Here is a 13,906-nt window from a genome sequence, read left to right as displayed (position 1 = left end):
CAAGGATTTCCCATGCGCAAGAATGTACTGGTGTTCCGTCCCATTCCGCCCGACCTGCTCGCCCGGATCGAATCGGAGCATGACGTGATCGTCGCCGACCCGCGCCAGCCGGCGCAACGGCCGGCCTTTCGCGCCGCGCTGGCCAACGCGCACGGCCTGATCGGCTCCAGCGTCAAGCTAGGCGCGGCCGAACTGGCAGAAGCCGGCCAGCTGGAAGTGATCTCGAGCATTTCGGTGGGGGTCGACAACTATGACCTCGCCTGCCTGCGCCAGCGTGGCATTGCGCTCTGCCATACGCCCGGCGTACTCACCGAAACCACCGCCGACACGGTCTTCGCGCTCATCATGGCGGCCAGCCGCCGCCTGATCGAGCTCGCCGCGCATGTGCGCGAAGGCCGCTGGGCTGCCAATATCGGTGAAAACCTGTTCGGCTGGGACGTGCACGGCAAGACCCTGGCGATCCTCGGTTTCGGGCGCATTGGCCAGGCGGTGGCACGCCGCGCGGCGCTTGGCTTCGGCATGGAGGTGCTCTACGTCAACGAGACTGCCGCCGAACCACCCGATCTCGTGGGGCGCGCCACCCGCACGGAACTCGACGACGCCTTGCGGCGCGCCGATATCGTCGCCGTCACGCTGCCGCTGACCGAGAGCACACGTGGCTTGATGGGGCAGCGCGAATTCGCGCTGATGAAACCGGGGGCCATCTTTGTCAACGGCGCCCGCGGCCAGATCGTGCAGGAAGACGCGCTGCTCGCGGCGCTCGACGGCGGCCACCTGCGCGCCGCCGGGCTCGATGTCTTCGCCACCGAACCGCTGCCGCAGGATTCGCCGCTGCGCTGCCATCCGCGGGTGACCGCCCTGCCCCATATCGGCTCAGCCACGCATGAAACCCGCCGCGCCATGGCGGAACTGGCCACGCGCAACCTGTTGGACGCGCTGGCCGGCCGGCCACCCGCCGCGCGCTTCGACCTGACAGCCATGGCCGCTTAGGCCAGCCGGACCGCCACCCGATTTCACCGCAAGGACCATCCGCAATGCCCCGTTCCATTCCCACGCTGTGCGGCTCGATCATGGGCGAGCCTTTCACCTTCAATGTGCGCATCCACAATGCGGCTTACCGGGCGCTGGAGATCGACTACACCTTCGTCTGCTTCGGCGTGCAGGACGTGCCCGGCGCCGTGCAATCGATCCGCGCGCTGGGCGTGCGCGGCATGAATGTGTCGATGCCGCACAAGCAGGCCGTGATCCCTCACCTCGACCACCTCGACGAGACCGCGCGCGCCATCGGCGCGGTCAATACCATCAACAATGTCGATGGGGTGCTGACCGGCTACAACACCGATTGCATCGGCGCCGTGCGTGCCTTCCAGGAGGTGACCGAGCTGCCGGGCAAGCGCATCGCGCTGCTGGGCGCGGGTGGCGCGGCAAGGGCCATGGCCTATGGATTGCGCGAGGCCGGCGCCGCCGTGACCGTATTCAACCGCACCGCGGCGCGCGGTGAGGAACTGGCCGCGTCGCTTGGCCTGCGCTTTGGCGGCGCGTTGTCCGACTTCCAGGAGGCAGACTTCGACATGCTCGCCAACGCGACGGCCGCCGGCTTTCGCGCACCCGATGTCAACCCCGTGGCCGGGCAGCTCGCCGCCCACCTGATCGTCATGGACGCTGCCTTTATCCCGGTCAGGAGCAAGCTGATCCGGGATGCCGCCGCGCTTGGCTGCCGCACCATCGACGGCACGCGCATGATGCTGCACCAGGCCTGCGCCCAGGTCGAGTTCTACACCGGCTGCGCACGCGCGCCGATCGAGGCGATGGAGGCGGCACTGCTGGAGGAGATCGCGCGCCTGTCCTAGCCGGTGCTAGCATGGCCGTCGAATTTGTCAGCTGATTGCCCAAGTCGATAACGAGCAACGATGAAAGGTGACGCTTGCAGCTTTTAGCGACACGGCTAGCGCTGCGCGGACTTCCGGCCCGAGGACGAGATCGAGACACGTCCAGCCGGAAATGGCTGTGCCGTGATGCGAAGCACGCCAGCGGCCCTCGCCGATTTGCAAATCGTCTTCTGTCGTATAGGCATTCGGCTCGCCGGAGAGACCCATGCCGAGCGCCTTCAGCAGAGCTTCCTTGCGGGTCCAGATACTGAGCACGGTGGCGGCCGAATCGGGTCGCGCCGGCTCAAGCGCCTCCTCCTCGATCGGAGAGAAAATCCCGCGTCCAATGCCCGCAATGTCTAGGCCGTCAATCCATCGCTCCACATCCACGCCGACGCGGCAATCCCATGCGAAAGCGAGCAGCGTCATCCCGTCAGTGTGGGAAACACTGAATGCGAGCTTTGCGGCGTGCGGCCACTGCAAGACGGGCTTGCCGAACGGCGTAGCACAAAAGCGCAGGGATTCGGGTCTGCAGGTCAGATAGCCGCCGATCAGCCAGCGGAGAAGGCTCCGACGGGCAATGAAGGCGTTGCGATTCCTCTCATGTCTGTAGGCTCGGGCACGCTGTCGCTCATCCGGCGAAAGCGCGTGGGCGAGCGTCGAACATGCTGGTTCGATAAGATAGTCATTCAGCACCCACACGTGCACGGCGCTATCCGGCAACGAGAGGTGGCTCGGATCAGGCAATAAAGGCGACGCGGTACGCCCCGCGTTGCGTGCGGTGACAAGATCGTGCTGCATGCCGTTCGATCCCAGCTCACGCCTTGCGGCGCCTCATGAAACACACCTGCCGCGTCATGCGTTTGCCAACCCCTCGTCCAGTAGCGCCGCTATGACCTGCAAATTCGGTTCGACGAGCATATCGGCATGGTCGCTAGGCACTTCTGCAATCATCAAGCCGCCGCGCGCGACACGCCGCCATAGCGATATCGGATCGCCCCAATCCTGATGTCGAATCGCCGCGCGCACATAGACAATCGGGCCCGCGTGATACGGCTGCGGTCGGTAGGTCGTCGTTGCTTGTCTCATCGCTTCGCGCACGCGCCAAAGCGCAGGCGGGAACGATTCGGTGTAGGCGTCCGGCCGGCGCGTCATGCGCCCGAGGCTCATTCCCACGCGATTGGCCGCCTTCCCAAGCATGTACGTCAGATAACCGAAAAGCTGCGACGCAGGCACCGCGCGCAGCCTGCGCCACTGGTAGCTCGAATTGCTGCAGCAGTACCGCATCCAAGCACTCCATGGCAGGAAATGCTCGTGCACATAGGTATCGAGCAGGCACAGGAAATCGATGTGCTCGCCAGCGCGCATCAGCTGTTGCGCAATCTCAAGGGCGACCAGTCCGCCGAACGAGTAGCCGGCCAGCGCGTACGGTCCGTCGGGCTGCACGGTGCGCATCTGTTCGATGTAGCTGGCCGCCATGTCTTCGACGCACCGCTGTGTCGGCTGCTCGCCATCAAGGCCTCGTGCCTGCAGTCCATAGACCGGACGCGGACTACGCAGCGCGCAGACCAGCCCCCAGCATTCCATCACCGAGCCGCTCAAGCCATGCACGAGGAATAGCGGCGTCCCGGTGCCGGCGCGCACGGGCACGAGGATCGGCGACGGCGGCTGCGGTGCACCCTCGTCGATCGCTGCGGCGAGGCGCGCGATCGTCGGCGCGATCAGCAGCGTCGCGAGTGGAATCGTGCGCCCGGTCGACTGATGCACGTCGGCAAGCAAGCGCGCTGCGAGCAGCGAATGACCACCCAGGTCGAAGAAGTTGTCGTCGCGACCGATCGGTGCGAAGTCGAACAGTTTCTCCCACAACACCTGCAAATGACGTTCCAGTTGTTCGCGCGACTCGCCAACGGCTGGCAATTCGCGCGCCGCAAGGTTCAGTGCCGGATGGTTCCGGATCGCGTCGAGGCATCCAGGATTGCGTAACGCCGCGGCATTGCCGACCGGCAAGCCGTTGACCGCATTGCGCGCGGCTGCTTCGGACAGCTTGCCGTTATACGTGACCGGCAACGCATCGACGGCGATGATCCGGTCCGGCACGTGCGATCGCGAGGCACGACGTGCGAGGTCGCGGCGCACTCGGGCGGCCAGCGCGCCAGTCAGTGCGACGCCATCGTGCAAGACCAGCAGCAGCACGATGCGCTGGTCGTACCTTTCCGCGTGCGTGCCAGCTGGCGGCGTGGCGCGTGACCGCTGCTCGACCACCAGCGCGTCGCGAATGTCCCGGATATCGCTCAGCACACGATAGATTTCGCCCGGACCGACGTTGACGCCGCGAACATTCAGGACGCCATCGGAACGGCCATGCAGCCGCGCGGTGCCTTCCGGCGAAAATTCGATGCGATCGCCGTGCGTCCAGACACCTTTGTTGCTGGTGAAATAGGCAGCGTGAAACGCCTTGCCGTCCGTGTCGCCAAAAAAACCGAGCGGACGTGAAGGAAACGGATTCGCGCAGACCAGCTCGCCGATTCGGCTGGTGCGGGCACCCTGTTCCCACGCCTGAACATCGAGCGCGAGGCTCTTGCATTGGGCTTCCCCCGCATAGATCGGCAGGTTCGGATTCCCCAGCACAAAGCAGCCGAGAATATCCGTGCCGCCCGAGATCGACTGCAGGGGCAGCGGCTTCACGTGATCGCGCACCCATTCGAACTGCGCGTCGAACAGCACCGCACCCGTCGACATCATCGCGCGTAGTGCGCCGAGATCAAATTGCTGCCCTGGCACCAGGCCCGCGTCCTCGCACATCTTCAGGTAAGCGGGACTTGTGCCGAACACGGTGACGCGCTCGTCGGCGACGAGACGCCACAACGCATCGACCGTCGAGATCGGACCGTCATACGTAACGATCTCGGCCCCGGACGCGAGCGCCGACAACTGCCAGTTCCACATCATCCACGCGCAGGTGGTGTGAAAGTACAATCGATCGCCGGGCCGCAGGTCGCAGTGCAGCCGATGCTCCTTCAGATGCTCGAGCAAGCTGCCGCCGGCGCCGTGCACAATGCACTTCGGCTTGCCGGTAGTGCCCGACGAGAACATGATGAAAAGCGGATGGTCAAACGGGAAGCGCCGCCACACGAAGCGCCCGGCATCGCCGCTGTCGATCAGTTCGCCAAGCGAATAGATCCGCTGCTTGACGGTGCCGGGCAAGGTTCCGTCGTCGAGCCGGACGACACCCTGCAGCGACGGCAACGCAGCAGCCAGATCGGCGATGTTATCCGCCAGCGACATGCCCGTGTCGAACGCCCGCTCCGCGGCGTGCGCGAACAGCAGCCGTGGCGCTAGCGGCGCGAAGCGATCGAGGATCGTCTCGACGCTCATCTCGGCCGCAGCAGTCGACAGCGTTGCACCGAGCGCGGTGACGGCCAGCGCGGCAACGACCGCATCTGCGTCGTTGCGCATCACACCAACCACGCGGTCCCCATCGCGCAGCCCCAACTCCGAGAGAGCATGCGCGAGACGAGCTACTCGATCGCGCAGTTCGCCGCGAGTCAGGCGTACACGTCGGCCATCTGCGTGACATGCGGTCAGCGCGGGGGTGTCGGGCGTCGCTACCGCCAGGCCAAGCAGGTTGTCCGCGTAGTTCAGTTGGACCTGCGGGAAGAAGCGGGCATGCTCGCACTCGTCGCCGACGCAGACCGGCTCGGTGCTGCCGGACCACTCGAGCCCCTGCGACCACTGTACGAAGCATTGCCAGAACGTCCGGTACTCCCGTACCGAGAAATCGTGCAGCGTATCGTAATCATTGAAGACTTGGCCGGTGTATGCCTGCAGGGCAGTGGTGAATGCCGTCATTTGCGACGCTGCGGCGCACTCGGGCGTGCTGCTATAAATGGGTACGCGTCCCACGGTCGCGATGGGGCAGAACGACGCGTCGAACGGGCAAAAGCGATCCATCCGATTCTCCACTGAGACCGGCGCACACCGTTCGAAGCAACGGCGTGTTCTGATGATCCAGACTAGTGACTCGCCATATTTTGCTCTGTGCGAAATCGCACGAACTATTGCCAAACCACAGGCAACGACCAGCCAGCTGGCGTGGACATGACTGAGGCTTCAACAAGTTCGTGACCCGGGGCGGCTTCGCTGAAACAGCAAGGCACCATCGCAGCGACGAGCGAGTCACTATCAAATCGGCACGCGTCCCGAAATTCCCTACCGCAATGGTGTATGCGCATCCGCGAGATCCTGATGCAGTCATGTTCAAAGAGCGGACACAAGGGACGGTGAAGCTACTCGAAAGCGAACACAACTAGCCGGCCCCTTCCGGTGTCCTAGCAGAGATTTCTGTTCTCGTCGCATCGCGGTTCAGCAGCTGCCGATGCTGATATGAGCACCGTGCGTTGGCTCCTACTGGCAATGTCATGAGCAAGTAACGGAGATGATGTAGAAGATTGCACTTCACATACCAACTGGGCAATATCCACGCGCATGTCAACTCGCCGTAAATTTCTTCTCTCTACAGCCGCCGCCGCGACGGTTCCCCTACTGACAGCAACACTGAGTGCATGCGGCGGAGACGATAATTCAGTAGAGGTGCCAATCTCCGATGCCGAACTCCGGGCGCAGATGATCGGAAAACTGAGCGCAGAGCTGAACGACGCATCGACTGCCAATGTCATTGAACCATTCCTGATGGATGTTGGCTTCACCTGGGACCTTCCTGTGATTCCCGCAGCACAGGTCAATACCATCGTCGCGTACGGCTTTGGCAACCGGCCCAACACCGCAAGTGGCAATACGTCCAGCACCGGGGCAAATCAAGTCGCCCTACCCGACCCGGGACCCATCAATGAAGAACTCGCGGACGTGGTGCACCGGATTTATCAACTAAAGCCGGTCAAGGTATTCGCGCAATGGGAAATTGCGCGCTTTCTCGTGTCCAAATACCAGATGAACAGTGCCAACCTTCAATCGATCGAGCCGATTGTGGCGAGCGACGGCACGATCACCTACCTGAGCACCGATGGCGTGGCAGCCGCGATCGTCGCCCTTGAAGGCACTGCTGCAGCGCTGGGTGCGGTCGCCGTCGTTGGCCATCGCGACCACGCGAAACGTTGCATAAACACTTCCACGGCGCGCGGCATGAATGCGTACGCTGTCAAGGAGGTCGCGCTGCCCGTCAACTACGATCCACTGTCAGGGCAGCCATGGACGCGTCGCCGCGATCTCTACCTCGCGCACGACATGTATGCCCAGTTGGCCGTCAAGACCGGAACCATGATCGCTCAGGCTTACCCCCACGGCTAAATCGCGGCGACTATCCCCCAAGCACATCCATTCAAATCATGTCAACACGCCGCAAATTTCTTCTTTCCACATCAACAGTCGCAACGCTACCCGTCATGGCGACAGCACTCAGTGTCAGCGGGAATGCCATGGCAGCCGACACTCTCGTTTCCGACGCCGAGCTCAAGCGACAGATGATCGGCAAACTGATCGTAGAGCTGAACGACTCGACGACCGCCAATTCCGAAGTAGCCTATCTGCAGGACATCTTCTTCACCTGGGACCTTCCTTCAATCAACGCGGCTCAGGTCAGTGCCATTGTCGCCTATAGCTTTGGCGCCCGACCCAATGCGGCAATCGGCAGCGGAACGACTCAGTCCACGCTGCCCGCACCGGGCCCCATCAATGAGAAGATTGCAGATGCCGTGCACCAGCTCTATCAATTGAAGCCCGTCATGGTATTTGCACAATGGGAAGTGGCGAGCGTGCTCGCGTCCAAGTACCAGATGAACAGTACGAACCTTCAATCGGTCAAGCCACCCGTCTTCGCAAGCAACGGCACGATCACCTATCCAACCCTCGATAACGTGGCGGCAGCCGTTATTGCGCTTGAAGGAACAGCGGCGGCAATGGGTACGGTGGCGATCGTCACACATCGGGATCAAGCCAAGCGGGCTATACAAATTTCCAGGGCACAAGGTATGAACGCTTACGCTGCGCAGGAGATTACGCTGCCTGTCGATTACGATTCCCAGGCGTCACCGCCCGCGAACCGTCGCCGCGATCTCTACCTGCTTAGCGATATGACCAATCAGTTCGCGACTTTGCGCGCGAACTTGATCGCTCAGGAATACCCAAATGGCTAGTCGTATCGCAGTGTTCAACGTAAGCGCCAGCGGAAGCCCGAAGCATACCAACGAAGACATCGCCACGCGAGGTCATCAAGGTTGAAGGAGTAGATCAGCCTGTCCTTCGATCCACCTTGCTGATCCAGCGTGACGGCGCCTCATCGATTTGCCATCTCCAGGAGAGTCAGCCGATCTGCATCGCAAGGGAGGTTTTCAACGAGGCGGTCGTTCGAACGGCCATCGTGGACCGCCTATTCATCGGCCAAAGCCGCCGGTCGGCAACTGGTCCTCGGGGTCCGTGAGGAGTGCCCGTACATTGACGTCCCCGTTTGCCAAGCCTTCATTCCGACACTCTCGGCCTTAATATCTAGTCCTGCGTTGAATTGCTGAGGCCGGACAAAGACGCACCGTGCACTACGGAGTACACCGATACTCGAGGCACTATCTGCCTCGTCGCACTAATAGTCGAGTCGTCCGCGCAAATCATCAAAAGGAATCATCACATGCTCGCGATATGCGGCGCGATGTTTGATTCGCTCGTACCAAGCCTCAACGTTTGGCACATGAGGCTTCTTGATTTCAAGTTCGAAATATCGATATAGGTTCGTCCCAGCGGGAATATCCGCCAAGGTCAAGCTATCGCCAGCGAGAAATGGCCGATCGGAAAGCACCTGGTCGAGAAGTTGGAAGTATTGGGAACACAGGCCTATGCTTTTTTCGATAGATGTCCGGTCCCGCAATTCAGGGGGAGTTCGATAGCAGCCCCAGAACACGCCGGTGAGGAATGCAGGTTGCAGGCTCGTCTGAGACCAGTCCATCCAACGGTCCGCGTTGGACCGCCGCTCGGGATCTTCGTCCCAAAAATCAGGGCGTCCATAGCGCGCGGCCAGGTATCTCAGAATACTGTCCGATTCCCACACGACGGTTCCGCCATCGTCGATCATCGGAACCCGACCATGTGGATTCATTGCCAGGAACTCAGGCGTATCCCTAACACCAAACGTGCCTCCGGCCGGTACGTGCTTGTACGGAATGCCTAGCTCGCCAATAAGCCACAACACCTTTTGCACATTGAATGAACTACGTCTACCCCATACCGTAAGCATGCAATCCTCGCAATTCCGACCGATTCTGGTTCTTCCCGATTATAAATGGGTCCCATGTCTGAGCGACCGGTGCTGACCCGATGGCGGACCTTAGCCGGACTGCTCCTCACCGGTTGCTCACCGACTCCTACCGACAGCCACAAGCGGCCAACCGCCGAACGGAATCAACGACCTGGTATGTGGTTTTGAACAACCATGTCGCGGCGCCGCACCCATCAGAATCGATAATTGAGCCCCAGCTTGAAGGTTTGCGCCGAGACATTTCCCGTACGGATGAGCGTGTCGTAACTCGCCTGCATATCCAGCGACTTGCGCAGCGGCAGCGCTAGCGACAGGCCGGCGCTCAACATGCCACGCGACGACGTCGCGCCCGGGATCAGGAAACCGGTGCCGTCGGCGGACGTCACCGCCACCTCGCGGCCCGTCCCCAGCGTCTCATAGGCATACCCCAGACGCGCCGCGATCAGCGCTGGCCGCTCGGCCTGCATGAGGAGTGGGTAGCTGACGGTCAGGCCCACATACGGCTGCAGGCTACGCAGGTTCTGTGCTCCCACCGTCAGGTTCTGGCTGGTGGGGCCGGTTTCACTGAAGTCCTGCCCGTGGAAATACTGGTAGCGCAACCCAGCGCGCGGCGTGACCACCAGCGCGCCCGCCGGCAGCGGCACGGCGGCCTGCACACCGGCATGCAGCTCCTGCCCATGGGCGCTGCCCTCGGCATTGCCCAGGCCGGCGAAGGACCGTTTGGATGACAGGAAGTCATAGGCATAGCCCAGCGTACCCGCCAGGTTGACGGGGCCGAGCGCGCGGCCGCCATAGCCGGCCACGCGCAGCGTGTCGAGCGAGCCCCTGCTGCCCGTGCCGTCTTCGGAGACATCCCCGTGGCTATAGCCGGCCGCGACACCCAGTGTCCAGTCGCCGAGCGGGCGGTCGAGTCCAGCCAGGAACCCGTAGCGGCGGTCGTCGTAGCCGGGAGCGTCGTGATTGCCGCCGACCCGCGTGATGTTGCCGGTAGCTTGTGCCCAGCCCTGCTCGCCCGGCCTCGCACACTGGATGGGCGAGGCCGGCGCATCCGCGCATGCTCCACCGAGCCGGTCGAGAAGCGCGCCATTGATGCGCTGGCCTTCGCGAACGGCGGCCGAGCCAAGCGCGCCGAAGACGGTCGCGTTGCTCGGTGCGACCACCAACGGGTCGGCCGCGCTCAAGGCAAGCTCGACCGCGCCGGCGCCCATTGCTACGCTCTGGGTGAACCCTTGCGGCGTATTGCCGGTGACCGTTGCGAATCCGCCGTTGACGGCGCCGGCGTTGATGATGCGGTAGGTCGTCGTCCGGTATGTGCCCGGGCCATACAGGAGCGACAGCGTGCCAGCCAGCGAGGCGGTACCGCCCACGGTCAGCTGCGAGGCTGCCGTGGGACTGACATCGATCACCAGCTTGCCGCCGGGCGCCTGCGTGTAGTTGCCGGCGACGCTGAGCACGCCGATGGAGCCCCCCGGCCAGACTACGCCGTCGTTGGTGATGCTGCCTCCCACGGTGCCGTGGCCGCGCAGCGTGCCGTTCGGGTCGACCAGGACATTGCCGGCCACGCCGGCGCTCGGATGGCCCTGGTCGCCGACTTCGAGCGTGCCGCTGTTAACCGTCGTGCCGCCGGTGTAGGTGTTGGCGCCTGTCAGCGTCAACGTGCCGGTGCCGGACTGCACCAGCGCGCCGTTGCCGGAGATTGCGCCGCCGAAGGTGATGCTGTCGCTGCGGTTGAAAGCCAGCGTGCCGTTGTTGACGACATTGCCCGTGATGGAGCCAGAGGTGCCGCCGTTGCCGACCTGCAGCGTACCGCCGTTGATCGTGGTGCCACGCGTGGAGGCCAGCACACCCGTCAACACCATCGTGCCCGACGACGAAGACAGATTCACGCTGGAGCCGGAGACGTTCCCGCTCAGCGCCATGCCGGCGCCGGAAGACAAGCTGACGGTGCCGCCGCTGAGGTTGCCATTGGCGCTCAGCAAGCCGCTGCCGGCACTCAGCGCCAGATCGCCGGTACCGGTGGTGATGCCGCTGGCGGGAAGCGTCAAGGCGCCGCCGGCGGTCAGGCGGACATTGCCGTGATTGCTGTCGGTCAACGCCGCAACGTTGAGATTTCCGGAACTGGCTAGCGACACCCCGCGGCCCGAAGCCGACACCGCGCCGCCGAACATGTTGCCGGCGTTGGTCAGGATGACCGCGCCACTGCCTGCGTTGAGCGTGCTTGAGCCGCTGATCGACAAGGCGCCCGTCTGGGTGATGTTGCCGTTGCTGTTCGCCGAGAGTGCGCCATTGACGGTGCCCGAGCCGAGATTGAGCACGCCGCCACTGGTCGCCGTCAACGCACCGGTGTTCAGGGTTCCCAGCGTGAGCTGGCCACCGCTGAAGAGTTGCGTCGTGCCGCCGGTCAGGCTCACCACGCCGCCGAATACGTTGCCGGCGTTGGTCAGGGTGATCGCACTGCTGCCCGCGCTGAGCGTGCTGGAACCGCCGATCGACAACGCGCCCGTCTGGCTGATATCGCCCTGGCTGGTCGCATTGAGTGCGCCGCCGACACCCCCCGTACCGAGATTGAGGCTACCGCCGCCGCTCACCGTCAACGCGCTGGTATTCACCGTGCCGAGGGTCAATGCGCCGCCGCTGGTCAGTTGCGTGTTGCCACCGGCCAGGTTCACCACGCCGCCGAATACGTTGGCGGCATTGCTCAGCGTAATCGCGTTGCTGCCCGCGTTGAGGGTCGTCGCTCCGTCAACGATCCATGAAGCGCTCTGGCCAATGCTGCCGCCCGTGGTGGTGATCGACAGTGAGCCGGTGACGTTGATTGCGCTGCCCGCGCTGAACGTGCCACTTGTGGTAGTCACGCTGTTCAGCACCGTCGAGGCACCTAGTGCACCGGCGAAGCTGACGGCGCCCGTCGTCGTTGCGGTGAGATTGTGCCCGCCGTCCAGGGTCGAGTTGAACGCAATGTTGCCGCCGTTGGTGTCGGAAGCCACCACATCCGCGCCCAGTGTCACCGCGCCGTTGTAGGTCTGCCCGCCGCCGGTCGTCACGTTGCCGTTCAGCGTGGTCGCCACGCTGTCGGTCAGCGAGCCGACACCCACGGTGCCGAGCGTCAGATGATCGCCGCCGGTGTTGTTGCCGGTCGCAGTCAGCGCGCCGCTGCCGGAAATGCTGCCGGAAACAGCCAACGCGTTGCCGTTGGTGTTGATCGTCGTCGCACCGTTGACGATCAGCGCTCGGCTGCCGGACGATCCGCCAGTGACATTCAACCCGCTGGCACCGGCGGTAATCGTCGCAGTGGCCCCACTCGCCACGTCCACTGCACCGTTCAGGATGGAGCCACCGTTCAGCGTGAGCGAATTGGTGCCGCTGATGAAGGCGATGGCGTCAGCCCGCGTTTTACCATCGCCCGACATGCCGCCAGCAATCGTCCCGCCGTTGAAAACCGTGAGACCGGCGCCGATGACCCCGACTCCTCCTGCGCCAGTGACCGTCGACGAGCCTCCGGACCCTGCGCCTCCGCCATTTCCGCCGGCGATGACACCCGAATTGACGAGGATGTCGTTGCTACCGGAAACCATCATGCCCGCGCCGCCGTCGCCGCCGTTAGCGCTGGCGGTCGAGGACGCCGTTCCACGATCCTGGCTCAATCCGCCGCCACCACCACCGCCGCCCGCGATGGTCCCTGCGTTACTGAGTGTCTGAGTGCTGCCCGTCCACGAGACACCCGCTCCGCCGACGCCGCCGTTGGCAACATTGGTCGTGATGACACTGCTCATACTGGCTCCGCCGCCACCGCCGCCACCGCCTACAATCGTGCCTGCCGCGGCATTCGAGTAGTTGCCGCTCGTCCCGCTCAGGGACAGGCCCGCGCCGCCGGCGCCACCGTTGACGCTTCCGGCCGAGCCGCCGCCGAAGGCACCGCTCGTCCCTCCGCCGCCGCCGCCACCGCCTACGATCGCGCCGGTATTGCCACCGCTGCCGCCAGCACTGGCCGAGGTCGCTCCGGCAGCGCCGTCTGCCGCGGCCGTGTTGGTACTGTCCGAGGCTTGTGAATTACCGCCGCCTGCGCCCCCTGTGCCGGCAAGCGTTCCGGCCATACCGGCGCTGCCTCCAGCCAGATAGCCGCCGCTGCCGCCATTTCCGAAAGTGCCAGCCCCCGTTCCCGCACCGCCAGCCGGACCGGAAACAGCTTGGAGGCCTTGCCCCCCGCCGCCATCGGCCAGGGCCGCGCCGGATGCAAGCGTCATGACGAGCGCGCCGGCAATGATCCGGGCGTCCGCAAGCGCATGGCGCCCGCGCCCGCCTTTGCCACGCGAACGGGCATTTTCCGGAACAGGCTGCAAGATATCCAATGCGGGATTCCAGACGACTCGATAGACGCGATTCATTTTCTTTTTCTATTTTCCCGAACGCCACGCCAGCCGCGTGGTGCGCGACTTCCCCGTACCAATAGATGTTTGCCTCCGGTACACCGAGAGGCACCATGACCACAAAACGATCTGCCCTGACCAACCCGCTATGGCACAACCGACATCTGCTCGATAGCGGTGTCGATCGTGCCGGCGAGCTCGCGCAAGGCAAGCCGGAACGCTGCCTTGCGCGAGCCGAAAGCCACAGGCACGACGGTGCCATGGCCCTGGCTATGAGATGGACTCCCCGTGCGACGCGCTCCGTTGTTGTTCTCTATCCCCCTGTCCCCTGTCTTTCGGGGACTGACAGGCAGCGTCATCCGCGTTGCGATAGTAGGACACCTGACCCTGACCACAAATACCTAAAAACTGGT

8 protein-coding genes and 1 pseudogene are annotated in these 13,906 nt (G+C 63.7%); 4 read left to right on the top strand and 5 right to left on the bottom strand.

Annotated elements, in window-relative coordinates; all coding sequences use genetic code 11:
* The first annotated feature begins 12 nt into the window (after positions 1 to 12).
* Both AB4061_RS06360 and AB4061_RS06355 read left to right on the top strand, forming a co-directional pair.
* Positions 13 to 990 (top strand): 2-hydroxyacid dehydrogenase, encoded by a 978-nt coding sequence (locus AB4061_RS06360; protein WP_441631976.1) that lies wholly within the window; start codon positions 13 to 15, stop codon positions 988 to 990.
* Positions 991 to 1,034: 44 nt separating this feature from the next.
* Positions 1,035 to 1,850: a shikimate dehydrogenase family protein gene (locus tag AB4061_RS06355; RefSeq protein WP_441631974.1), complete on the top strand. Its 816-nt coding sequence runs from the start codon at positions 1,035 to 1,037 to the stop codon at positions 1,848 to 1,850.
* A gap of 27 nt (positions 1,851 to 1,877) precedes the next feature.
* Here AB4061_RS06355 and AB4061_RS06350 read toward each other — a convergent pair whose 3' ends face one another.
* Positions 1,878 to 2,669 carry a 4'-phosphopantetheinyl transferase family protein gene (locus AB4061_RS06350; protein ID WP_441631972.1) on the bottom strand — a complete coding sequence of 264 codons (792 nt, stop codon included), beginning with the start codon at positions 2,667 to 2,669 and terminating at the stop codon, positions 1,878 to 1,880.
* Between the two features lie 54 nt (positions 2,670 to 2,723).
* The gene (locus AB4061_RS06345; protein WP_441631971.1) at positions 2,724 to 5,819 is read right to left on the bottom strand and encodes an acetoacetate--CoA ligase; all 3,096 of its coding nucleotides are present in this window, start codon (positions 5,817 to 5,819) and stop codon (positions 2,724 to 2,726) included.
* Positions 5,820 to 6,353: 534 nt separating this feature from the next.
* On the opposite strand from AB4061_RS06345, the gene AB4061_RS06340 reads away from it, so the two are divergent.
* Both AB4061_RS06340 and AB4061_RS06335 read left to right on the top strand, forming a co-directional pair.
* Positions 6,354 to 7,172 carry a hypothetical protein gene (locus AB4061_RS06340; protein WP_441631969.1) on the top strand — a complete coding sequence of 273 codons (819 nt, stop codon included), beginning with the start codon at positions 6,354 to 6,356 and terminating at the stop codon, positions 7,170 to 7,172.
* 38 nt (positions 7,173 to 7,210) lie between these two features.
* The gene (locus AB4061_RS06335; RefSeq protein ID WP_441631967.1) at positions 7,211 to 8,017 is read left to right on the top strand and encodes a hypothetical protein; all 807 of its coding nucleotides are present in this window, start codon (positions 7,211 to 7,213) and stop codon (positions 8,015 to 8,017) included.
* 440 nt (positions 8,018 to 8,457) lie between these two features.
* Here the strand turns inward: AB4061_RS06335 and AB4061_RS06330 are convergent, their stop codons facing one another.
* The 3 genes and pseudogenes from AB4061_RS06330 to AB4061_RS06320 all read right to left on the bottom strand — a co-directional run.
* Entirely contained in the window at positions 8,458 to 9,105 is a 648-nt protein-coding gene (locus tag AB4061_RS06330; protein ID WP_441631966.1) for a glutathione S-transferase family protein, read from the bottom strand.
* A 215-nt stretch (positions 9,106 to 9,320) separates the two neighbouring features.
* The gene (locus tag AB4061_RS06325; protein WP_441632136.1) at positions 9,321 to 13,220 is read right to left on the bottom strand and encodes an autotransporter outer membrane beta-barrel domain-containing protein; all 3,900 of its coding nucleotides are present in this window, start codon (positions 13,218 to 13,220) and stop codon (positions 9,321 to 9,323) included.
* A 168-nt stretch (positions 13,221 to 13,388) separates the two neighbouring features.
* A pseudogene (locus AB4061_RS06320) lies at positions 13,389 to 13,511 on the bottom strand (ESPR-type extended signal peptide-containing protein); the annotation flags it as partial.
* Positions 13,512 to 13,906: the final 395 nt, after the last annotated feature.

The sequence above is a fragment of the Cupriavidus sp. YAF13 genome (genome assembly GCF_052113425.1).
GTDB lineage: Bacteria > Pseudomonadota > Gammaproteobacteria > Burkholderiales > Burkholderiaceae > Cupriavidus.
The sequence above is the reverse complement of the archived record's forward strand: the minus strand, read 5'-3'. Positions and strand labels throughout refer to the sequence as shown.